The following is a 22,568-nucleotide window of genomic DNA, read 5'->3' as shown; positions in this document are numbered from 1 at the left end:
AGCTAGGAGGAATTAAATAGAATGAGAGATCAATTGTGCATAGAAGAAAAATGTAAAAAAGGAATAGAACTCCATAAAAAGTTTATTGAAGATAATAGAGAGGAGATTAGAAGTTTAGAAGAAGATGAAAAGAATGGTATACAAAGAAAGCCTAAAGATAATATAAGTATTATAGAAGGAAGATATTTAAGGAATTTTATACATGAGATGAACGACATTAGAGCAATGTATTCTTTAGGAGAAGACATTAGCACAATGGAAGTATATTTTTATAATGCAATGGATGATTTAGAGCATACAGGGACTAGCAAAGTGGGTTATATATATATGCTTTGGATAATTTCTTTAGGAATTTTGTTAGAAACGGATAAAAAAAATATAGAAAGATTAAAAAAGATAGTTGATAAAAAAAATGTGAATGATGCAGTAATCGATTTCCTCTTATGCGCTAGTGATATCGGATACACAAAAATGACGAATGTTTATTTTAAAGAAAATCCATATGCAAAAACGAGAGAAATTATAGAACTTGCACAAACAGATAAAAAAGAAGCGTCTAAAAGATTGCAAACGTATATGGAGAAAGAATGGTTTAAAGGTCATTATGATTATGAATGGAAAAATGCACATAAAGAACCTGGATATGTAGGGTATTGGAGCTTTGAAACGGCAGCGCTTGCGAAAATTTTGGAACTTGATGATACAAGTTTAAAAGATAATAATCACTATCCGTATGATTTGGCGCATTATAAGAATTCAATGAAATTCAAACACATATCTCTAAGTAAATATAACTATGAGGATGAGACGGAAGAGATAGATGAAATAGTAGAAGGAATTGAAAATAATCCTGCATTGGAAAACATTATTCCGCCAAAATGGCATTCATTGGTCAATGAATTAATACATGATTATAAGAATATGGACGATGGTAGTTTTTATGAAAAATACAAAAAAACGATAGGAATAGGCCAAGTGTGGTTTTTACCACAAGAGTATGAAGAAGAAAATGAGCAAAAAAATCTATTAGGAAGTTTAATTGTGTTTGCCCTTACGGTAAGAGATTATATATTACAATTGGATTATAAAGAGGATTTAGAGGACTACATTGATAATCTTAAAAATTTCTGGAATGTTTCAGAAACAAAGTTAGTTCAATTTATTTTAGAGAATGATCAAAATTATTATGCATGGGTACCGGAAGGAGTAAATATCCCAAATATGTATGAAGTAAAGATAGAGAGTGTCGATGTAGAGGAAGTTCTATAACGAGCAAATTAAAACATTGTGCATCATGAGTAACGCTGAAAAACTAAATTATAAGGAATTTAATGAATAAAGAGATTGAAAATAGTGGTAGTTTGGAGAAGCCAACTGCCACTATTTTTCTGTTTACGAATGGTTCTGTAAATTAAGGAGCGTGTTTAATGAATTCAATCATTCGTCCAGCAACAACTACAGCACCGCCCTCCAATTAGCCGCTAGCATCACAGCCGGACTCGCTGAAGTGCAAAGCGGGAAAGGATTTAGTCCTGTGAGTGGTACGTTTAGTACACAAGGGTTGAATATGGATTGGGTGAGTTCTATTCAGGGGATTATAGAAGAAACAGCCCGAAAAAACGGCCAGTCAATTAGGGATATAGAAACAAATAACATAATTGAGGAGAAATCTCCGGTTAGAAATGCTTGGGACGATGCGGCAGACAGTATAGTTGGCATGTTTGAAACAGTGAAAAAGATGTGGGAAGCTGTTCAAAGAGGCTCTGGGAAAGCTATTGGAGATGAAATCGAGTCCGCAGTAGCTTTAAGTAATATGGATATAGGAACTTTTATTAATGTAACCTATGCACTTTTCCATTTGGATGAAACTGCAAAAAATATGTGGCATGCATTTTCAAATAAAATAAAACGAGATATGATAGATGGAGATGCAGAAAGTCGTACAGAATTGACTACCTATGGATTAACACAAATAGCTACGACATTATTGGGCGATAAGGCACTAAATAAAGTAGGCCATATCGCAAAAGGAGCAAAAGCATCAAGTGGAGTAAGTACATTTGCTAATGCAGTAACACTAGCAAAAGAATTAAAGCCTACGCTTGAAATGTTACAATCATTTAAGAGGGATGCTTCTTATGCATTCTCTAGTGTTGGTGGAACTATTGTAACCAAAATACCTCAAGGCGAATTAATAGAAGCTTATTATAAGTTTGCGAAATCTAAAGATGGTGATAAGGGCACGGATAAAACACTATCTAAAAAGAAATCAATACCCGATTTTGTGAAAAAACAATGGGAAGCAGGAAATAGATTTAATAAGGAAAATCGTCCTCGATATACTTATAATGAAATAGAGTTAGAGGCAAAGGAAAACAATGGGAAGAAATATGTTGTGGATTCTTATATTCCAGGTGAAGAAATTGTCTCGAGGAAATTTACCCAATTGGCTGAAGTAAAAGAAAAGACGGCATTAAGTTATTTAAGTGAGTTTACTAAAAAGTATTCTTCCGGTTCAGAAATTTCTTCAGGTAAATTTAATCCTAATGCTTTAAAAGGTGGTCGACTAGATGGAGAATTAATTTTGGAAGTCCCTGTACAAACAAAACCAGTTCCACAAAAAATTATTGAAGAGGCGAATGAGAAAGGGATTATTATTCGTGATATTAATGGGAAGGTGTATAATTAATGGAAATTTATTATTGTGATAAGTGGTCTAATATAAAGAAGAAGCCTTGGAATATTATTGATGAGAATGCAGCCAAGATACTTCATGGAAATCGACATTCTTATACTGCTGTTCTCAATGATGGAGAGCAGCCAAAGTATTTAGTAAATGTCACTGATAAATGGGTATCGGTAAGTTTTTTGGATGATTTTCTTCGTAAATATTTACACTACGATTTTATTGTTAAAGAAGATAATAGAATATTCCTAAGGACAATAATGTATTGGGAATATGACGGGGATACACAGTTAAAAAGTATGATTTTGGGGTATCAAGAAAATGGTCATATTGCTATGGAGCAAAAAGATTCTAAAACTGGTGAAGTAGAAGAACGAGAGATAAAAGATGATGTATCTAGAAATTGGGATGTATTCCCCGAGTTTGGCCAATACTTATATTTGTGCAAAGAGGAGAGGTAATTCTTTTGAATATAAGAACAATAACTAGGTGAGATGGCTATTAGTGGGCTTAGAATATAAAAAACTGGAATAAACATGAAACTAATGAATTCGTAAGTTTTAAAGATATTGTAAAGTTAATTAAAAATTCCCTAAAATAATGTTACTTAATAAATAGATGAACTTAAAGCACTTGAATGCCGATTAAAGGCAACAAGTGCTTTTTATTTTAAGGTTATAATATTGAGTATGATAAATCATATATCCAAAAATATCAAAACAAAAGTTCCAAATGATGAAGCGCTTCCACAATTCTGTTTCATGATTTGAAGAAGTTTTCAACGACTGGATTATCGTAACAGTTTACGCTACGAGACATGCCAATCAATCAATCAATTGCAAGTATAGAAGCAATAGAAGTACTTGCACCAATGCCTGGAGTAGAAGCAATTGTTGCGGTCTTAGTTGCAATGAGAAAAAAACTTGAAGAAAAACTAGAGCGTTTATATGAATTCAATCATACGTCCAGCAACAACTACAGCACCGCCCTCCAATTAGCAGCTAGCATCACAGCCGGACTCGCTGAAGTGCAAAGCGGGAAAGGATTTAGTCCTGTAAGTGGGACGTTTAGTACACAAGGGTTGAATATGGATTGGGTGAGTTCTATTCAGGGGATTATAGAAGAAACAGCCCGAAAAACCGATCAGTCAATTAAGGATATAGAAACAAATAACATAATTGAGGAGAAATCTCCGGTTAGAAATGCTTGGGACGATACGGCAGACAGTATAGTTGGCGTGTTTGAAACAGTGAAAAAGATGTGGGAAGCTGTTCAAAGAGGCTCTGGGAAAGCTATTGGAGATGAAATCGAGTCCGCAGAAGCTTTAAGTAATATGGACATAGGAACTTTTATTAATGTAACCTATGCACTTTTCCATTTGGATGAAACTGCAAAAAATATGTGGCATGCATTTTCAAATAAAATAAAACGAGATATGATAGATGGAGATGCAGAGAGCCGTACTGAATTGTCTACTTATATATTAACGCAAGTAGCTACCGCATTTTTGGGCGATAAGGGACTAAATAAAATCGGTCATGTCGCAAAAGGAGCAAAAGCATCAAGTGGAATAAGTACAATTGCTAATGCAGTAAAACTAGCAAAAGAATTGAAGCCTAAGCTTGAAATGTTACAATCCTTTAAGAGGGATGTTTCCTATGCATTCTCTAGTGTTGGTGGAACTATCGTAACCAAAATACCTCAAGGCGAATTGATAGAAGCTTATTATAAGTTTGCGAAGTCTAAAGATGGTGGTAAGGGTACGGGTAATAGAGAGGCTGAAGTTCCACCTGCTTTTAGACAAACCGATTTTGCTAGTTCTTATGAAGCAAGGTATAATCAGACACCTTCACCAGTTAATTCGAAGGTTGAATTTGAAGGAATCAGAGGAGAATCTTTAAGTACGCCTAAACCACCACCAGACCCTATATTGAAACGTATATTAGATGAAGCTGGGATTAAAGGTATTCAATATAAAAATGGAGTTCCTGATTTTTCGCCAGTATCAAAGGCGCAGGTAGAAATCAATTACATGGTAGGTGGCACTGCTGGATATGGATCAGCAGCAAGACGTCTTAATTTTACTCAAGCTGATGAAAAATTGGCTGAGCAATTGAATAATTCTCCTGAATTAGCACGTAAGTTTGGGATGGAATCTGGTGGAATTACATGGAAACAAATAGAGAAATATCGACGTGCAAATAAGTTAACTTGGCATGAATTGAATGATGTAAAGATAGTGCAACTTGTACCAACAGAGATCAACAGCAAATTTGGACATCTTGGTGGAGTAGGTGAAATCAATGCAGGAGCGTTTATGCCAAATGGATTTGCTAGTAAACAATAAAGGAGATATATATAATGAAAATAAATGATGCAGTTTTTGGCGAACTTGAGTTTAATAATTATGATTGGATTGGATATAAAAACATTGAGTTTTTTGGGAACGAAGTTAAGGTGGCGTTAATAGTTAGGGGAGAAGATGATGGTCAGTTTGAGGAAGAACAATATATGGCATATAATTTTTTAATAGAAAGATGGCAACAATTACAACAAAGTATTTTGGAGCCTATATTAGATTATTATAAACAAAAAAGATATGAACTTGGTTACGATGTTGAATCTAACGAAAATTATCCTTTAATAGAAACAGTTACTCAAATTCCCGAAAAAATAACATTATCTGGAATTTTCGTTCCGGATAATGACCTTATCGACTTTCTTGATATCGGACTTACGTTTGACTGTACATGGGATATGGAAAATGGATTAGGCCTTTGTCTTGTGAAAGGTGAAGTAACTGAGGTAGGTTATCAGGACGTTGTACTTTAAACTTTGAAGCCTATTTTTATAGAGACAATAAAATTGTTTTTTTAGTCATTCGGAATATATGGGCTGATTGAATTAAGGTATAGTTGAAGTGTACAAAAAAAGAAAAGGTCATTTTGAAGTACGCACTCCATGATGGTTGTACCATCATAGAGTACTACGTGCAATGATAGAATAGAAAAAGAAGTACGAGCTTAGGCGAGATGACATTTTAATGAGTGATGAATAAAACGGCATGGAATGTATATGAAACTAACGAACTCGTACAAACTCGTAAGTTTTAACATAGTATTTGTCATGATGTATAAAAGGTGTCATACTGTTACTACAAAACTTACAAATTTATGCTACTTAAAAACATATGAACTTAAAGCACTTGATTGTCAATTAAAGGCAACAAGTGCTTTTTTGCGTTTTAGGATAGAAATGAGTAGACACATTCATCAATATTCACTTACCAGAATAATAATTCTTTATCACTTATTTATGTTCTAATTTATTTTGCTAGATTTTTGGATCAAGGAAAGAATTTTTCGAAGAAGAAGTTTTTTAGAATTGTATATTTTAATGAACCATGTTATTTAGCTTTAAGTAAGTGAAGAGAAAGTTACAGGTGGAGTAGAGCCAATAAAAGAGACCTCATATTTGAGGTCTCTTTTATTGGCTCTATTAAAGAAATTTTCAATTAAACATTGGTATGAAAACTAACTATTTATGCTTTTGAGTATATGGATGTCGATGTAGAGGAAGTTCTATAACAAGTAAATCAAAAGTGTATAGCATTTATAGAAGCTTTTTATAAGTTTGAGAAGTCTAAAGATGGTGGTAATGGTAAACCCAGCAGTAGCAAAAATACAAATATAGCTGATTTTGATGCAAAAACAGCTACAAATAAGCAAAAAGGTAATTATGGTGAAATAAAATCAAATGACAATTTATTGAATAATCAAAGTTTAAAAGATGCTGGATTTGATTTAAAGCCAGTCGGCAAAAGTGCACCATCAAGCATAAATGATAAAATAGTAAAAGGAATTGATGGATTATACGAAAATACAAATGCAGGATCAAATATTAAATATGTTATTGATGAAGCAAAATTTGGTAGTTCACAATTAGGAAAAACTAAAGATGGACGACAAATGTCGGATGATTGGTTGACAGGTGTGAAGACTGAAAAAAGTAGAATATTGAAAGCTGTTGATGGAGATAAAAGATTAGCAGATAAGATTACGAAAGCGTTGGAGAGAGATAAGGTAGAAAGAGTATTATCAAAAGTCGATAGTAGTGGAAAGGTTAAAACATTTAAGATAGATGCAAAGGGTAACATCGTTGGAGAGTGGCCATAATTTAGAAGCGAGGAGGAATTGAATGGTATGAGAGATTATTTATGTATAGAAGAAAAATGTAGAGAAGGAATTGAATATAATAAAGAGTTTATAGAGGAAAATAGAGAAGATATTAAAAGTTTAGAAGAAGATACTAAAAATGGAATTCAAAGATATTCTAAAGATAATAAGAGTATTATAGAAGGGACCTATCTAGCCAATTTTAGATATGAGATGGAGGATATTAGGGCAAAGTATTCTTTAGGGGAAGACATTAGTGTAATAGAAGAAGATTTTTATAATGCAATTTATGATTTAGAGAATACAGGGAGTAGGGAAATTGGATATTTAAGTCTAATTTGGATGATTTCCTTAGGAATATTATTAGAAACAGATAAAAAGAATATAGAAAGATTAAAAAAGATAGTTGATAAAAAAAATATGAACGACGCAGTAATTGGTTTTCTCTTATGCGCTAGTGATATCGGATACACAAAAATGACGAATAGATATTATAAAGACAATCCATATGCAAAAACGAGAGAAATTATAGAACTTGCACAAATAGATAAAAAAGAAGCATCTAAAAGATTACAAACGTATATGGAGAAAGAATGGTTTAAAGGCCATTATGATTATGAATGGAAAAATGCACATAAAGAACCTGGATATGTAGGGTATTGGAGCTTTGAGACAGCTGCACTAGTAAAGATACTCGAACTTGATGATATAAGTTTAAAAGATAATAATCATTATCCATATGATTTGGCGCATTACAAAAATGAAATGAAATTTAAGCATATAGACCTAAGTGAATATCACTATGAAGATGAGACAGAAGAAATCGAGGATATAGTAGAAGGAATTGAAAATAATCCTGCATTGGAAAACATTATTCCGCCAAAATGGCATTCATTGGTCAATGAATTGATTCATGATTATGAGAATATGGATGATAGTAGTTTTTATGAAAAATACAAAAAAACGATAGGAATAGGTCAAGTGTGGTTCTTACCACAAGAGTATGAAGAAGAAAATGAGCAAAAGGATCTATTAGGAAGTTTAATTGTGTTTGCCCTTACCGTAAGAGATTATATTTTACAATTGGACTATAAAGAGGATTTAGAGGATTACATTGATAATCTTAAAAATTTCTGGAATGTTTCAGAAACAAAGTTAGTTCAATTTATTTTAGAGAATGATCAAAATTATTATGCATGGGTACCAAAAGAAGCAAATATCCCAAATATGTATGAAGTGAAGATAGAGAGTGTCGATGTAGAGGAAGTTCTATAACCAGTACATCAAGAGTGTATAGAATTTAATGAAGTAAGAGGTTATAAATAGTGGTAGTTTGTGGAATCCGACTGTCACTATTTTTGTATTTGCATACGGCTATGTAATTTAAGTAGAGTGTTGAAAATTTTCCGGAAAACGAAAAATCATATAAAGAGCATATTGGTCTTGTGTTTAATACAACTTAGATGGGAAAACTGAATCCTCATAGTTGGTTAAATCTTGATGGGTGGGCTAATAGATAAATAATGGGTTATAAACCTACTGAACTTAAATTTGTAGAGGAGGACTAAAAGATGATTAACTGGAAAGATAAGATAGCAACTTTGGTTTTAGTGAAGCAAGAGTTAATGAAACAAGATGTAGAGCAAATATGGCCACATCACTTTCCTGAAGTAGGAGCAAGCGAAGAGTATGTGTATGCTCTTGAACAAGAATTGGGTTATAAACTTGATTTAATATATCGAGATTTTCTACAACATGCTAATGGTTGGAAAGGTTTTTATCAAACTGTGGACTTATTTAGTATAGAACAACTGAAGAAATCCGCTATAATGGATCACGCTCAAATGTTATTAACAGTAATTGATGACGATGTTTTAAAAGAAAATGGTGTTTTAAGACAGGAGTTATTACCAATAGCGGTCTCTGAATTGGATAAGGACTTATTTGTTTTATGTTTACCAAATTCACGTAGACCAGGTGAGATAATTTGGTTTGCAGGAGAAAAAATAGATAGGTTTGAGAATTTTGAAGAGTATTTCTTGGCAATAGTTGATTACAATAGAGAAGAAATATTGGCTTTAAAAGGTGATCAACTAAAGGGAGAATTGAATTTGGAAATCTCTGTACACAAAAACAGTTCCTCAAAAAATTAGTGACGAGGCTAATGAAAAAGGGTGTGTTATTTGTGATATTAAAGGAAAGTCGTATAAATAATGGAAAATTATTATTGTAATAAGTGGTCTAATTTACAAAAAAGCCTTGGAATAAAATTAATGAGAAGAAAGTAAAAACCTTTTATGAAAATTGTGACCTACATACTGCTGTTTTAAGGAATGGAGAGTAGCAGAGGGATATGTGTGAATAAATTTCGAAATAATTAAATAAATGGAAGGAGAATATAAATATAGTATGAAGCGGTTGATTGAAATAATAAAAACATTACCAAATTGTCGGGTTCATGAGCCTACAAAATTCCCGGAATTTGATAAGGATAAGCATATGCTTCCAAGTGATGTAAAAGAATTTTATAGTCTTTGTGGAGGGCTTATTTTATTTGAAAATGAGGAATACGCTATTCATATTGTGAAGCCAGAGGAGTTTGTTTTAGCTAATCCTATAATTATAGGAGAGTTATGTGCGGAGGATATTTCATCAAATTGGTATATTATAGGTAATGATCGTATGGATGGGTATGTAACGATAGATTTAAGTGAAGAGAGATTAGGTAGATGTTATGATAGTTTCTTCGATCGACACGGTATAGTTGGAGAGTCGAAAATTATCACAAATTCATTTACTGATTTACTTAAAAACCTCATTAACAATCAAGGGCAATATTGGTATTGGCTAAAAACAAATTTTGAATCACTTGGAGATGCTTATGATAAAGGAGAGAAGGTTAAAGATAAACTTTGACGTGATATGAAAGGAAAACGATATTTGAAACGATGTACATATATTGCTATGAGTTTTTATGTGAAGCGAAATGATTACGTGAAGGTAAGGAAAAGGATTTTTATAACGGGAATGTAAATAGAAGCTGCAAAATAAGGGGTAGTAGTTAATGAATAAAGAGGAATTAACAAATTTTATTAAAGAACATGGGGAAATAGACGACTTTACAGGCGGAGTAAATGAAAGTCAAATTTATGTTGTTCAAAATAGGCTAGGTGTAGAATTACCAGATAGCTATAAGTGGTTTTTAAATACATATGGTTCCGGTGGATTATTTGGCGTTGATATTTTAGGAGTTGGTAAGTCGAATATAGCTTCTGTTGTTATTGTAACGGAGAGTTATAGGGATTTAGAAATGAGTGAGAATTTAGTAGTTATTGAAGATGCTGGGGAATATGCGTATTGTTTAGATGTTAGTAATATGGAAAATAATGAGTGTCCAATAATAGCCTGGAATAGACAAGGGAGACTTGATGACTACAATACCGCAAAGAACTTTTATGAATTTTTATCACAAAGGTTAATAGATGCAAAAGAATCATGGGAAGAAGAGTTTTAATATTAGGAATTTTATTCGTGTTAATAGCGAAAGTCATCCTGCTGCTAGGTTTATTTAAGGCGAGTTGAGGAATAGAGATTGAGTGAGGAAATTCAATAGAAGTGGGGAACGTTTATTTGAAAACAATGATTAAAAATATAGGTAATAAAAATATAAAAGCTAAAGTAGAAGAACCTTTAAGTTTTCATGTAGAAACCCTATTTAATTTATTATCTAATGTAGAAGATAAATTAGCAGATGGATTTTCAATACAAGTTGGATGGTCTGTTTATAGTTTATATAAGTATGAAGATTATTATCAAATTATCACCCGGGATTATACTAAAAACCCTTTTAAGGATAAGACAGAAGATTTAACGATTGCATTATGGGTACAACTAGAGCAAGCGCATTGCTTACGTCGATTAAATATAGAGGGAGAATTGATAAAATTTAACGATAAGATTGTGATAGCGAAAAATGTGTTGCAACTAGAAGAGGTTTATTTACAAAGATTTAGCGGGTGTGGTGAAGGTGATTCGGGTTGGTATATAGGTCCTATCAATGAAGAAGCATCAGGAGAACTGGAAACCATATACGCATACGAATTATTAAAAATGAAACCTGCATTTATTCAAGTACTAGCCTTACCGTATGATTATTTAGTAGTTTTTGAGGAAGACAAAATTAAAGCAATTTTAAATGAAAATGATGTTGATATTTGGAGTGAAATAGAAAGGTAATGTATTTATATAAGGTGTCAAATACCCAATATGAAAATTCCGGGAGTCAAGCACTTTATTGTCAACGTACGACAATAGGTGCTTTTTTACGTGCAGTGAAGAAAAATATAAGTTTCCTTTTTACTCTATTTCATCTTTTAATTATATGTTATAATTTGGAAAATAAATATTCTTAATTTTTAAAAAATAAAGATGGTAGTGAAATATATGAACATATTAAAGAAAATCACTAACAATATTTCAAAGGTCATTATAGGAAAAGATGAATCGATTGAACTGGCAGCTATAGCTCTTATAGCAAGAGGACATATTTTATTAGAAGATGTACCCGGGACAGGAAAAACAACTTTAGCGAAAAGCTTAGCTAAAAGTGTGGACGCTAAGTTTCAAAGAATTCAATTCACAGCTGATACTTTGCCAGGCGATGTTATTGGCCTCGAATATTTTGATGTAAAGGAATCGGATTTTAAAACGAGGTTAGGGCCTATTTTTGCAAATATAGTATTAGTTGATGAAATTAATCGAGCTGTACCGAGAACGCAATCTTCGTTACTTGAGGTTATGGAAGAGCGTACTGTTACGATTGCGAAACAGACACATGTATTACCAGAACCTTTTTTAGTTATTGCAACGCAAAATCCTCTTGAATCGGCTGGTACATTTCCGTTGCCAGATGCTCAATTAGACCGATTTTTACTTACTATACGCCAAGGTTATCCTACGAGAGAAGCAGAAAAGGAAATGATGAATCGCTTCCAAACGAATGATCCGTTAGAAACGTTACATTCTATTATTTCAAGTGAAGAAATTATTACGGTGCAAAAACGTGCAAGGGAAGTGTTAGTAGGGAATGATGTGCAAGATTATCTTCTTGAAATTATTGAAGCAACTCGTAAGCATGAGTTAATTGAAATCGGTGTAAGCCCGCGAGGCACATTGGCATTTATGCGGGCAATCCAAGCACGGGCGATATTAAATGAAAGAGATTACTGTACGCCAGATGATATTAAGACGCTTGCTGCAGCAGTTTGTTCTCACCGGTTAACGTTAACGATTGAAGGGGAGATGAAAACGACGAAGGAACAAATCATTAAAGAAATTCTTCATACGATTGGTGTGCCAGTGGAGAATGTACGATGAAACAACAGCTCGTGTATACACCGTTAGCGGAACCCTTTGTAATAGGAGTTGTATCAGTTGTAGCCGTTATTTTATGTATATTCTCAAGTAATCTGCTAATTTTATCCCTCGTATTTTTATATTTAATTTTAATAGGAGCTACGCATGGATACATACGTAAAGTATCTCATGTTCAATGGGAATACAATCAAGGTAATTCGAACGTTTTTATAGGTGAAACGAATACGTGCAAAATAAAAATTTCAAACAACTCGATATTTCCTATGTTCAATATCGTATTTCGATTTAAATGTGAAAATAAGCTAACTTGGAATCATGATGAACTAAATAAAAATCATAGTACTGGTTCAAATTATTATATGAATTTAAATTTAAAAGGAGGAGGGACAGTTTCATTTGATTTGCAAGCTATAGCGTTAAAAAGAGGTATCGCGAAATGGGAAGAAGTTGAAATCGTTATTACTGATCCCTTTGGATTTATAACGAATCATATAACGTATAGTCATGTGGATACACCGTCCTATCTAGTTTTACCAGCTGTCCCAAAAATACAAGTGCCTGAATTACAAGAATGGTCACGCGGATTTCGAAAAGCAATGTCTTCTCCGCTATATGATGAAACGAAAGTAATGGGAGTGAAATCTTATGAAAATGAAGATTTTCGTTCTATCCATTGGGGTGCAACAGCAAAAACAGGGACGATAACCGCGAAAAAATACGAACGAACACAATCTGATAAATATGCGATCTATCTCAATTTACAAAGTAAAAGTGGCGTTTCTTTACGAAATGATATTGAAGAGCTTATTGAATTAACCGCAGGTATATGCAAACAACTGCTCATGCAAGATTGTTCATTTGAATTATGGATTAACAGCGTGAAAGGTAACGGATTGTTGCATATAAAGAATGGGGATAATCGGAACCATTTGCAAAATGTATTAAAGGTACTTGCCTCAATATCGGATCAAGATACGCCTGTATCATCTTCTTATTTTTACACAGCTGGATTTCGTCGAAAGGAATTGGGTGCGGTTCCTTTAATTCTTGGTACTTCTCCAAAGAAATATAGTAGAACGAATAAATGGATTGTAATTAAAGAATAAGAAAGGGCTTATGTCATGATTAATAAAAAGAGGCATATGAAAGTGAAGTTTTGGAGTGTAAGAGCTTTAATCATACTTTTCTTTGCGGTTAGTGCGATATCGTTATCACAAGGTGTGGTGCATGTACAAGACATAGTAAAAGAGCGTTTTTTTAGTGAGAAGAAATCTGAAAAAATTTATAAGGAAACAATAAACAATGAAAATAATGAAGATTATGGCACTGGCAGACCTTTGGAAAATACAAAAGTAGGAGAAAATAGGGATAGGACGCCAACGGGTAAAAAATTTAAAGGTTTTAAAAAGGAAAATTCATGGGGAGACGTATTTTCTTTTCTTTCAAATTCATGGATTACTGTAGTTTTTTATGTAGTTATTGCAGCGGTAATTACATATTTTCTTTATAAATCAGTTAGGAAAAAGTTAATGAAATCAGAAATAGAACAGGAAAAACAATCTGAAACAAAAGAGAATACGGTAAGAACCGTAAAGAATGAAAAATTCATACATCATTCAGAGCAGCCGCTACCTACAGATACGATAAGGAAAAGATTAATCGAATGGGAGAGAACTTTACCATTTCATGAACAGAGAAGGTCCTATGAAACGATGCAACAATGGTTACGAAGAATTTGTAGAACGAGAGATATTATCCCAATATATGAGTCTGTTCGTTATGGGGAAAAGACGTATACAGAGTTAGATGTGGAAAAAACAATGAAGTGGATAGAGGGGGATGGGAAATTGGATTAAGTTAAAATAATTGCAAGAAAGAGATTTAGGAATTACAAGGTGTAATGTTTCATCCATCTTAATTCAATATTCATAGTATGAAAGGTGGAAGACAAAAATATCTGCAGGGGTGAGGTGAATAAAGAATGTTTCGCAATTGTTTTTACAATGAAACGCAAATGCGTCCTTTAGGGGGGCAGGGGCCTGCACAAAGTACTATTCAAGCTGTTCATCATGCTATACAAGCGCAGCAACAAGCATTTCAAGCACAGCAAATGCAGGAAATCCATAATCCATCACAATCGTGTTATTCATTACAGCCTTATTACTCATTACAATCGTATTATCCATCACAGTCCTATTATCCATTACAGTCTTATTATCCAATGTAGGTTAAAAAGGATGGTACGACTTTTTAATCGATTTCGTATGAAACTGTATATGCTTGATAGCGAATGAAAGTAAAACGGAAATATCCTTTTTGTTGGAATTCATTCAAAAATAATTTGAAGAAAGCATTTTTTATTAAGTTTCAGGTCAACAAAAGAGGATTTGCTACGAATAGCAGGTCCTCTTTTTAAATGACAAAGAGTAACTTTGAATATGTTAGGTGAATATTTAGAAGTAATCTATCATAGCGGACCAGTTAAATTAAACGAACTAATTAAACTTTAATAAAATAGTTATTTGAATAGGGGGTACCGCCACATCGCTATCAAGCTAACAAAACAAAATACCCCCCTAAAATAAAAAATACGCTATTCTTTCTGTAGAATCATAGGAAAGGATAACGTATTTTTTGATTTCTTCTATTCAATGTGTACGTTAATATTTACGCATGATGTGATGACTTATATTAACCCTTTATTGCTACTAAGGTAGGAGATATACCAAAAATAGGATTATAAAGTACATTTTTCTTGAGTGGCTCCAAAAGTAAAGAATCGTTGCCGTCCTCCTTAAACGGTTAACTAACCCCAATTTTTTTCTATTTTGACGACATGCTCAACGCTGTGGAAAAATAAGTTTATTTTCTGTTCCTAAAAGCAGCCTTTGTATATTTTCCATATGCCTGAAAATAACCATAAACGCCATTAGGAATGCAAATATATAAAAATATAAGGTATTCCCAAAAACAGGAATAAATGAAATGACCGCAACAAGCAATGTAGCACATATTGTACCTAAAGAGACATAACGGGTTAAAGCTACTATTATCACAAAAAAGCCAAGGCATAAAAGGGCCATAACCCAGTCAACCATAAACAGTACAGCCACTGCTGTAAGTGCTCCCTTGCCTCCTTTAAACCCAAAATATACCGGCCAGTTATGCCCTATAACCGCCCCTGCGCCCGCCGCTAAAAGGCTTACGCAATCTTTAGCCTCTCCCGAATAAAAGTAAACGCTAAGGAACAAGCCTATATAACAGGCAATTACCCCTTTTAATATATCTCCCGCAAGAACAAACACCGCAGCAGATTTCCCAAGTACCCTCAGAGTATTGGTAAGCCCGGCGCTTTTGCTTCCATGGCTTCTTATGTCCTTGCCGTATATTTTCCCTACAATCACCGCTGTATTAAGGCTTCCTAAAAGGTATCCCAAAACTAAGGCCGCAAAAATCTTTAAAATATCAATCATCACTCTTCTCCCTTTACATTATTCTGAATTTCTTTTTTTCTACATCAATACATTAGCATTGTTCTTCTCCAGAAAATTTTTCAATAAACTTCTACTTATTTATTCATGTTAAAAGGGCATCTACAATAAGGACGCTGGGCATGACTGAATAGCCAGAAAAATTACTGGTAAAAAATCCTTCATTAGTTACAACATTTTGGATCTAAACTGCACGCTTTCCTTCTTCTACTTCAATGATCCGATCAATTAATAAAAGGGGATAACGATGGGGAATAATTTCTTCAATTTGTTGAATATTGAGCATGAATGTCTCTCCTTTATACCATAGCTAGATATTTTAGTTAGTTTAATTTCCAGAAATAAAATGTTCGAATATTGACAATAATTAGTACCTAGTACTATTATTTGATTATATAACTGAGTGTGAAAATAGTAAAGGGGGATAAATGTATGCAATCAAAAGCAAGAATTACAGCTATTGGTACCTATGTACCTGAAAAAAAGCTGACCAATGATGATTTAGAAAAATTAGTAGATACAAATGATGCATGGATTGTACAAAGAACTGGGATGAAGGAAAGAAGAATTACTGGTGATAACGAATATGCCTCTACATTAGCTTTTAAAGCTATTGAAAACTTAGTGGAACGTTATCATAAAAGTCTTGTCGACGTGGATTGTATTCTCGTTTCAACAACTACGCCTGACTACACTTTTCCAAGTGTAGCCTGCCAAATACAAGAGTATTTTAATATTCAACATACAGGTGCTGTTGATTTCAATGCGACTTGTGCTGGTTTTACATATGGATTACATCTGGCGAATGGTTTAATTACATCTGGCCTTCATCGTAAGATTTTAATTGTAACGACAGAAACCTTATCTAAGATTACAGACTATACAGATCGAACTACATGTATCTTATTTGGAGATGGAGCCGCAGCTGTTTTAGTAGAGAAAGATGAAGAAGAGTCTAGCTTTATAGCTACCCATATTGGGACAAATGGGGAAGGAGGCATGCATGTATATCGTAAAAATTTATCTACTACCATGTTTGGAAATCCTTTAAGAACACATGGGAAGATAGTTCAAAATGGAAGAGAAGTATATAAGTGGGCAGCACGGACACTACCAATTGGTATTAAAGAATTGTTATGTCAAGCAGAGTTACAACTGGAAGAGGTGAACTGGTTTGTTCCACATAGTGCTAATTTACGAATGATTGAATCTATATGTGAAAAATCAGGTTTCCCGCTGGATAAAACGTTAACAAGTGTAACATACATGGGAAATACTTCTTCTGTCTCCATTCCATTAGCATTAGACATAGGTATGAATGAAGGAAAGGTGAAAAAAGGGGACACTCTCTTACTCTATGGGTTTGGAGGAGGTCTTACACACGCTGGACATATCATTAAATGGCATTTAACAAAGGAATAGGAGATGAAATATCCAATAGTAACATAAACGTATTTTATTACATTAAAAATCTTTATAGGGATTCTGTTCCATCGCTATAAAGCTAAGTTTTTGCACTACCTCTAAAGCAAAAAAGGCGTTATTCTTTCTGTAGAATCATAGGAAAGGATGGCGTTTTTTGTATGTCTATTTCTGTATCGGATGAATTACAACTATTTGCTCAAGAGATTCAAAACTTTTTATCTCCAAATTTCTTACGAGATCTTGCTAGAAATGTTGGTTTTGTACAAAGAACCAGTAAGTACCAAGCAAAAGATTTAGTCGCTTTATGTGTATGGATCAGTCAAAATGTCGCTAAAACCTCTTTAACTCATTTATGTAGCTGTTTAGAAGCATCAACGATTTAATGCCACAGCCGTGCAATTTCTACAACAAGTGTTAGCCGAACTTCTCAATCAAAAGTTATCTTCAACTAAGATGCTCACTTCTCCATACGCTTCTATTTTCAAGCGTATTCGTATCCTAGATTCAACTGCCTTTCAACTTCCCGATGTATTTTCATCTGTTTATCCAGGTGCAGGAGGATGCAGTCATACAGCTGGGATGAAGATTCAGCTTGAGTATGATTTATTAAGTGGGCAGTTCCTACATATTCATACAGGCCCAGGTAAACAACATGATCGAACCTATGGTTCTCTATGTGCCCCAACTGTGACAGCGAATGATTTATTTATCCGTGATTTAGGTTATTTTCACTTGAAAGATCTTCAACATATACAAGATAAAAAGGCATATTATATCTCACGTATCAAATCGAATACACGTATTTATCAAAAAAATCCTAACCCTGATTATTTTCAAGATGGCAGAATCAAGAAAGGTACAGAGTATATACAGATAGATATGGAAACGTTAATGAACTCTTTTCAACCAGGACAAACATGTGAAATATTCAACGCTTATGTAGGAATGAATGATAAAGTCTCAACTCGTGTGATTGTTCATCGACTAACCAAAGAACAACAACAAAAACGATTACAAGATCAAGCTGTAAGAGAAAAAAAGAAAGGAATGAAGTATTCTTCTCGTAGTAAACGACTCAGTGGTATCAATGTATATATGACAAACACCCCTACAGATATTGTCCCGATGGGACAGGTACATGACTGGTATTCTTTGCGTTGGCAAATCGAAATTTTATTTAAAACGTGGAAGTCATTCTTTCAAATCCATCATTGTAAAAAGATAAAACCAGAACGATTGGAGTGCCATTTATATGGTCAATTGATTGCCATTCTACTCTGTTCTTCTATCATGTTCCAAATGCGCCAATTGCTCCTCATGAAGAAAAAACGAGAGCTTAGTGAGTATAAAGCAATATATATGATTAAAGACTATTTTCTTCTTCTATTCCAAACTATTCAAAAAGACACCCAAGAGCTATCAAAGGTGTTACTTCGCCTGTTCAATCTCCTACAGCAAAACGGGCGGAAATCTCATCGATATGAGAAAAAAACCGTCTTTGATATATTAGGTGTCGTTTACAATTGTACCATGTCTGATAATCAAGCCGCTTAATTCAAAAAGTGAAACCCATTAGGGTTTATTTCGTATGCAAATTTTTAAATTACCTACACTTGCCCTTTAGAAAAAAACAATCTCGCCTAAAATTGACTTTGCATAAGCTTAGCTTGATAGCGATGGGGTACCGCCAGCATTTCGGAAAAAACCCACGCTAAGCAAATTTCGACAGAAAAAGAGCCGGGTTTTACCCCGTTAAGAGTAAACCGGATCTTTTTTATGTAATCGTTAATTAAAATAATTTCATATTTATGAAATTATTTTATAATACATTGCATATTATACTAATATATATTATATTATTCATGAATATGAAATTCGAGGTGAATTGATGAATATTGGAATGGAAATAAAGAAATTGAGAACTGAAAAAGGAATTACGTTAAAAGAGTTAAGTGAAAAAAGCGAACTATCTGTTGGATTTCTATCCCAATTAGAAAGGGGGCTTACTACCATAGCAGTTGATTCACTTGAAAAACTAGCTGATATTTTTGAAGTACATTTAACACATTTTTTTGATTATCCACTTAAAAGGAAAGATATGGTTTTAAGAAGTTATGAACAAGAAATAATGGATTCAGTAGAAGGTGGTTTTATTAAGTATAGTTTAAGTACAAATTTAGAAAATAAACAACTTGTTCCAAGGCTTATAGAAATACTTCCTCAAAAGAAAGATGAAGAAATATTATCCTATAAGCATGAGGGAGAAGAGTTCTTTTATGTTTTAGAGGGTATATTAACAGTTTACATAAATGGCAAGAGGCATGAAGTGTATCCTGGTGACAGTGTTCATATGGACTCAAATATTGCCCACAATTGGGCTAATTATACAAACAAAAAGGTCAAGCTCATAGCTGTTAATACTCCTAATTATATCTACAATAGTGGGTTTTATACTACAGATGCTGATTAGTAAAGACATTATATAAAGTTAATAGAAAGTGATAATAACAATGGATAAATTTGTATTATATCTAATCGGTTCTTTTTTTGTAATCGGAGCTATTGATTATATTACCGGAAATCATTTGAAACTGGGTGAAAAATTTGAGGAAGGCATAAAGACCATGGGAGCTTTAGGGCTTGGCATGATAGGAATACTTTCTTTAGCCCCTATATTTACAAATTTTTTATCCTCTGAGATTATTCCAATCTGTAGAGTTTTTCATCTAGATCCTTCTATCGTTCCTGCAGCATTTTTAGCTGTAGATATGGGGGGATATCAAATGGCTGAAAAGCTAGCATTGACAAAGGAAATGGGGGCATTCTCAGGAATCATCATCGCATCTACTTTAGGAGCCACAATTAGTTTTTCAATACCTGTCGCGTTAGGGATGCTTTCTAAAGAGGATGAAAAATATTTTTCCAAGGGTGTGCTGGTTGGAATTATTACTATACCAATAGGATGTCTTGCAGCGGGCTTATGGCAAAAAATAAATATCAATATATTAGTATGGAATCTGGTACCTATATTTGTTTTTACCATTATTTTAGGGGCAGGATTATTAAAAGCTCCTCATGTTTTTATAAAAGTTTTTAATGTATTTGGAAAGCTTATAATGAGTTTGAGTACTGTTGGATTACTTTTACAAGGTATAGATGTGATATTTGGTGTAAGGCTTGTCTCAGGATTAGCACCACTATCTGAATCTACTGTTATAGTAGGCAAGATCGCATTTGTTTTAGGTGGAGCATATCCTATGCTAGCACTTATTAATCGAATTTTTAAAAATAGTTTTAAAGAAATAGGGGAGAAATTTGGGGTTAATTCAGTGTCAGTAGCAGGCATTCTAGGAAATTTGGCTAGTAATCTGTTGATATTTGGAACATATAAGGAAATGAATCCTAAAGGAAAGGTGGTATGTACTGCCTTTGGAGTAAGTGGATCATTTGTATTTGGTGGTCAATTTGGATTTGTGTCAGGAGTAGCCCCAGAAATGTTAGGAGCGTTTATAATATCAAAGCTTACAGCCGGAATAATTAGTATAGTACTAGCCGTATGGCTGTATGATCGTGAAAGTAAAGAATTTAGTCTTAAGGAAAATGGAGGTATTAGTAATGAATATCAGAGATAGGGTCGAAAAGTTAAGACAGCTAATGAAAGAAAATCAAATGGATGCTTATATAATTCCCAGTTTTGATGCACATCAGAGTGAATATGTAGCAGAACATTGGAAATGTAGACAATGGATATCAGGATTTACAGGGTCTGCAGGTACTGTAGTTATTACATTAAAGGATGCTGGGTTATGGACAGATGGCAGATACTATATTCAAGCTGAAAAGCAGCTTGAGAGCTCAGGAATCAGATTATTTAGAATGGTGGATCCAGGGTTACCACTTTATACAGAATGGCTAGCAGATGTTCTTAAAGAAGGAAGCATTGTAGGCTTTGATGGAAATGTTTTTTCAATTAATATGGTTAAAAAGATGGAAAAAGATCTAAAAGCAAAGAAAATCGTATTAAAAATGAATCAAGATTTAATTGGTGATCTGTGGGAGGGTAGGCCAGAGATTCCTAAAGGACCAATTTTTACTCATGACGTAAAATATGCAGGCAAATCACGAGTAGAAAAATTAAATGAAGTAAGAGCAGAAATGAAAAATAAAGGAGCAAATTATTATATTTTAACTTCACTTGATGAAATTGCATGGCTTTTGAATATAAGAGGGGACGATGTGCCTAACAATCCAGTTGTAATAGCTAATGTAATCGTAGCAGAACAAAAATGTTATTTATTTATTGATTCTTGCAAGGTTCCCTCTTTGGTTAAATTAGAACTGGAGGCTGAAGGAATCGAGTTAAAAGCGAATCATGAAATACAAACATTCTTGGAAAATCTTTCAAGCGAAGATGCCATTATTTTAGATACGAATAAAACTAATATCAGATTATATAATTCCATTAACAGTAATACAAAGAAAATTGAAAGTCCTAACATCACGACTAATTTAAAAGCTATTAAAAATGAAGTTGAGATAAAAAATTTAAAATGGTGTGAAATAAAAGATGGTTTAGCCATGGTAAAATTTATAAAATGGCTAAAAAACTTTGTAGATAAAGAAGAGATTACAGAGATTACTGCAGAAGAAAGATTAGAAGATTTCAGAAGGGGGCAGGAAGGATTTGTTGGACCTAGCTTTGATACGATATCAGGTTATAAAGAACATGCTGCGATGATGCATTATAAAGCTAATAAAGAAACGCAATATACTCTTAAGAATGAAGGTCTTTTTTTAATTGATTCAGGCGGACAGTATTATGATGGAACAACAGATATTACACGAACGATTGTTTTAGGAAAACTTACCGATGAACAAAAAAGAGATTTTACTTTGGTGTTAAAAGGATTTATTGCATTAAGCTCAGTAAAATATTTATATGGAGCAACAGGCTCTAACTTAGATGTTTTAGCAAGACAACCAATTTGGCAGTATGGTTTGGACTATAAATGCGGGACAGGACATGGAGTAGGTTTTTTCTTGAATATTCATGAAGGGCCACAAAGCATAAGGAATAATAATAATGTTATATTGGAAAAAGGCATGATTATTACGAATGAACCAGGAATATACCTAGAAGGTAAATATGGCATAAGAATTGAAAATATGATGTTAGTTGTAGAGGACGAGAAAACAGAGTTTGGTCAATTTATGAAGTTTGAAGCAATCACGTATTGCCCTATTGATTTAGCCGGTATCAATAAGGATATGTTAACAGAGAGCGAAGAGCAATGGTTAAACAATTATCATCAAGAGGTATACATAAAGCTCGCTCCTTATTTAAATGAAGAAGAAAAAGTGTGGCTAAGGGAAGAGACTCGAGAAATATAAATAGGTTTGCCGAATACAAGTAAT

The 22,568-nt window shown here is 33.5% G+C and carries 18 protein-coding genes and 4 pseudogenes; 20 read left to right on the top strand and 2 right to left on the bottom strand.

The genetic code is table 11. The features are described from left to right. Positions 1–21: 21 nt before the first annotated feature. From JTF23_RS20270 to JTF23_RS20200, 15 genes and pseudogenes are all read left to right on the top strand, one after another. Positions 22–1,269: a PoNi-like cognate immunity protein gene (locus tag JTF23_RS20270; protein WP_204209488.1), complete on the top strand. Its 1,248-nt coding sequence runs from the start codon at positions 22–24 to the stop codon at positions 1,267–1,269. Positions 1,270–1,429: 160 nt separating this feature from the next. Further along, positions 1,430–2,689, top strand: a pseudogene (locus JTF23_RS27945) (cytoplasmic protein); the annotation flags it as partial. Continuing rightward, on the top strand, positions 2,689–3,147 hold the full coding sequence (locus JTF23_RS20260; protein WP_002110549.1) for a hypothetical protein: 459 nt from the start codon (positions 2,689–2,691) through the stop codon (positions 3,145–3,147). The pseudogene JTF23_RS27945 and the gene JTF23_RS20260, both read left to right, overlap by 1 nt. Positions 3,148–3,503: 356 nt before the next feature. After that, the gene (locus JTF23_RS20255; protein ID WP_252188034.1) at positions 3,504–5,033 is read left to right on the top strand and encodes an HNH endonuclease; all 1,530 of its coding nucleotides are present in this window, start codon (positions 3,504–3,506) and stop codon (positions 5,031–5,033) included. Positions 5,034–5,047: 14 nt separating this feature from the next. Further along, positions 5,048–5,518 (top strand): DUF6985 domain-containing protein, encoded by a 471-nt coding sequence (locus tag JTF23_RS20250; protein WP_070139574.1) that lies wholly within the window; start codon positions 5,048–5,050, stop codon positions 5,516–5,518. Between the two features lie 782 nt (positions 5,519–6,300). Next, a pseudogene (locus JTF23_RS20245) lies at positions 6,301–6,861 on the top strand (cytoplasmic protein); the annotation flags it as partial. A gap of 27 nt (positions 6,862–6,888) precedes the next feature. Then, a complete protein-coding gene (locus JTF23_RS20240; protein ID WP_204209487.1) occupies positions 6,889–8,136 on the top strand; it encodes a PoNi-like cognate immunity protein in 1,248 nt (415 codons plus the stop codon). A 296-nt stretch (positions 8,137–8,432) separates the two neighbouring features. Further along, complete coding sequence (locus tag JTF23_RS20235) at positions 8,433–9,014, top strand: SMI1/KNR4 family protein (protein WP_016105237.1); 582 nt, start codon at positions 8,433–8,435, stop codon at positions 9,012–9,014. 256 nt (positions 9,015–9,270) lie between these two features. Further along, a complete protein-coding gene (locus JTF23_RS20230; protein WP_204209486.1) occupies positions 9,271–9,777 on the top strand; it encodes an SMI1/KNR4 family protein in 507 nt (168 codons plus the stop codon). Between the two features lie 148 nt (positions 9,778–9,925). Then, complete coding sequence (locus tag JTF23_RS20225) at positions 9,926–10,375, top strand: SMI1/KNR4 family protein (RefSeq protein WP_204209485.1); 450 nt, start codon at positions 9,926–9,928, stop codon at positions 10,373–10,375. A gap of 116 nt (positions 10,376–10,491) precedes the next feature. Further along, positions 10,492–11,097, top strand: a complete 606-nt coding sequence (locus JTF23_RS20220) for an immunity protein Imm33 domain-containing protein (RefSeq protein WP_204209484.1) — start codon at positions 10,492–10,494, stop codon at positions 11,095–11,097. A 207-nt stretch (positions 11,098–11,304) separates the two neighbouring features. Then, on the top strand, positions 11,305–12,237 hold the full coding sequence (locus JTF23_RS20215; protein WP_131230459.1) for an AAA family ATPase: 933 nt from the start codon (positions 11,305–11,307) through the stop codon (positions 12,235–12,237). Then, positions 12,234–13,343 (top strand): DUF58 domain-containing protein, encoded by a 1,110-nt coding sequence (locus JTF23_RS20210; RefSeq protein WP_204209483.1) that lies wholly within the window; start codon positions 12,234–12,236, stop codon positions 13,341–13,343. The genes JTF23_RS20215 and JTF23_RS20210 overlap by 4 nt, the downstream gene beginning before the upstream one ends. 15 nt (positions 13,344–13,358) lie before the next feature. Continuing rightward, positions 13,359–14,093, top strand: a complete 735-nt coding sequence (locus JTF23_RS20205) for a signal peptidase II (protein WP_204209482.1) — start codon at positions 13,359–13,361, stop codon at positions 14,091–14,093. A gap of 125 nt (positions 14,094–14,218) precedes the next feature. After that, positions 14,219–14,464, top strand: a complete 246-nt coding sequence (locus JTF23_RS20200) for a hypothetical protein (RefSeq protein ID WP_204209481.1) — start codon at positions 14,219–14,221, stop codon at positions 14,462–14,464. A 613-nt stretch (positions 14,465–15,077) separates the two neighbouring features. Here the strand turns inward: JTF23_RS20200 and plsY are convergent. Next, the gene (gene plsY, locus JTF23_RS20195) at positions 15,078–15,710 is read right to left on the bottom strand and encodes a glycerol-3-phosphate 1-O-acyltransferase PlsY (RefSeq protein ID WP_098135982.1); all 633 of its coding nucleotides are present in this window, start codon (positions 15,708–15,710) and stop codon (positions 15,078–15,080) included. 112 nt (positions 15,711–15,822) lie between these two features. Next, positions 15,823–16,014: pseudogene (locus JTF23_RS20190) on the bottom strand (hotdog family protein); the annotation flags it as partial. A 146-nt stretch (positions 16,015–16,160) separates the two neighbouring features. Here JTF23_RS20190 and JTF23_RS20185 point away from each other — a divergent pair. The 5 genes and pseudogenes from JTF23_RS20185 (at position 16,161) to JTF23_RS20165 (ending at position 22,544) form a co-directional block, all read left to right on the top strand. Next, a complete protein-coding gene (locus JTF23_RS20185) occupies positions 16,161–17,150 on the top strand; it encodes a ketoacyl-ACP synthase III (protein ID WP_061689711.1) in 990 nt (329 codons plus the stop codon). A gap of 161 nt (positions 17,151–17,311) precedes the next feature. After that, positions 17,312–18,707, top strand: a pseudogene (locus JTF23_RS20180) (IS4 family transposase). 334 nt (positions 18,708–19,041) lie between these two features. Next, on the top strand, positions 19,042–19,623 hold the full coding sequence (locus JTF23_RS20175; RefSeq protein ID WP_128280414.1) for a helix-turn-helix domain-containing protein: 582 nt from the start codon (positions 19,042–19,044) through the stop codon (positions 19,621–19,623). A gap of 40 nt (positions 19,624–19,663) precedes the next feature. Then, positions 19,664–20,785: an ethanolamine utilization protein EutH gene (gene eutH, locus JTF23_RS20170; protein WP_204209480.1), complete on the top strand. Its 1,122-nt coding sequence runs from the start codon at positions 19,664–19,666 to the stop codon at positions 20,783–20,785. Then, on the top strand, positions 20,769–22,544 hold the full coding sequence (locus tag JTF23_RS20165) for an aminopeptidase P family protein (RefSeq protein ID WP_204209479.1): 1,776 nt from the start codon (positions 20,769–20,771) through the stop codon (positions 22,542–22,544). The genes eutH and JTF23_RS20165 overlap by 17 nt, the downstream gene beginning before the upstream one ends. Positions 22,545–22,568 lie beyond the last annotated feature (24 nt).

Source organism: Bacillus sp. RIT 809 (assembly GCF_016892495.1).
Lineage (GTDB): Bacteria > Bacillota > Bacilli > Bacillales > Bacillaceae_G > Bacillus_A > Bacillus_A cereus_U.
Note: the sequence above shows the minus strand (reverse complement) of the source record. Positions and strands in the feature narration are given on the sequence as shown.

Coding starts and splice junctions, on each gene's coding strand:
- JTF23_RS20210 (WP_204209483.1), top strand. CDS start 12,234: ATGAAACAACAGCTCGTGTATACACCGTTAGCGGAACCCTTTGTAATA.
- JTF23_RS20235 (WP_016105237.1), top strand. CDS start 8,433: ATGATTAACTGGAAAGATAAGATAGCAACTTTGGTTTTAGTGAAGCAA.
- JTF23_RS20230 (WP_204209486.1), top strand. CDS start 9,271: ATGAAGCGGTTGATTGAAATAATAAAAACATTACCAAATTGTCGGGTT.
- JTF23_RS20165 (WP_204209479.1), top strand. CDS start 20,769: ATGAATATCAGAGATAGGGTCGAAAAGTTAAGACAGCTAATGAAAGAA.
- JTF23_RS20260 (WP_002110549.1), top strand. CDS start 2,689: ATGGAAATTTATTATTGTGATAAGTGGTCTAATATAAAGAAGAAGCCT.
- JTF23_RS20215 (WP_131230459.1), top strand. CDS start 11,305: ATGAACATATTAAAGAAAATCACTAACAATATTTCAAAGGTCATTATA.
- JTF23_RS20185 (WP_061689711.1), top strand. CDS start 16,161: ATGCAATCAAAAGCAAGAATTACAGCTATTGGTACCTATGTACCTGAA.
- JTF23_RS20270 (WP_204209488.1), top strand. CDS start 22: ATGAGAGATCAATTGTGCATAGAAGAAAAATGTAAAAAAGGAATAGAA.
- eutH (WP_204209480.1), top strand. CDS start 19,664: ATGGATAAATTTGTATTATATCTAATCGGTTCTTTTTTTGTAATCGGA.
- JTF23_RS20255 (WP_252188034.1), top strand. CDS start 3,504: ATGCCAATCAATCAATCAATTGCAAGTATAGAAGCAATAGAAGTACTT.
- JTF23_RS20205 (WP_204209482.1), top strand. CDS start 13,359: ATGATTAATAAAAAGAGGCATATGAAAGTGAAGTTTTGGAGTGTAAGA.
- JTF23_RS20240 (WP_204209487.1), top strand. CDS start 6,889: ATGAGAGATTATTTATGTATAGAAGAAAAATGTAGAGAAGGAATTGAA.
- plsY (WP_098135982.1), bottom strand. CDS start 15,710: ATGATTGATATTTTAAAGATTTTTGCGGCCTTAGTTTTGGGATACCTT.
- JTF23_RS20200 (WP_204209481.1), top strand. CDS start 14,219: ATGTTTCGCAATTGTTTTTACAATGAAACGCAAATGCGTCCTTTAGGG.
- JTF23_RS20175 (WP_128280414.1), top strand. CDS start 19,042: ATGAATATTGGAATGGAAATAAAGAAATTGAGAACTGAAAAAGGAATT.
- JTF23_RS20225 (WP_204209485.1), top strand. CDS start 9,926: ATGAATAAAGAGGAATTAACAAATTTTATTAAAGAACATGGGGAAATA.
- JTF23_RS20250 (WP_070139574.1), top strand. CDS start 5,048: ATGAAAATAAATGATGCAGTTTTTGGCGAACTTGAGTTTAATAATTAT.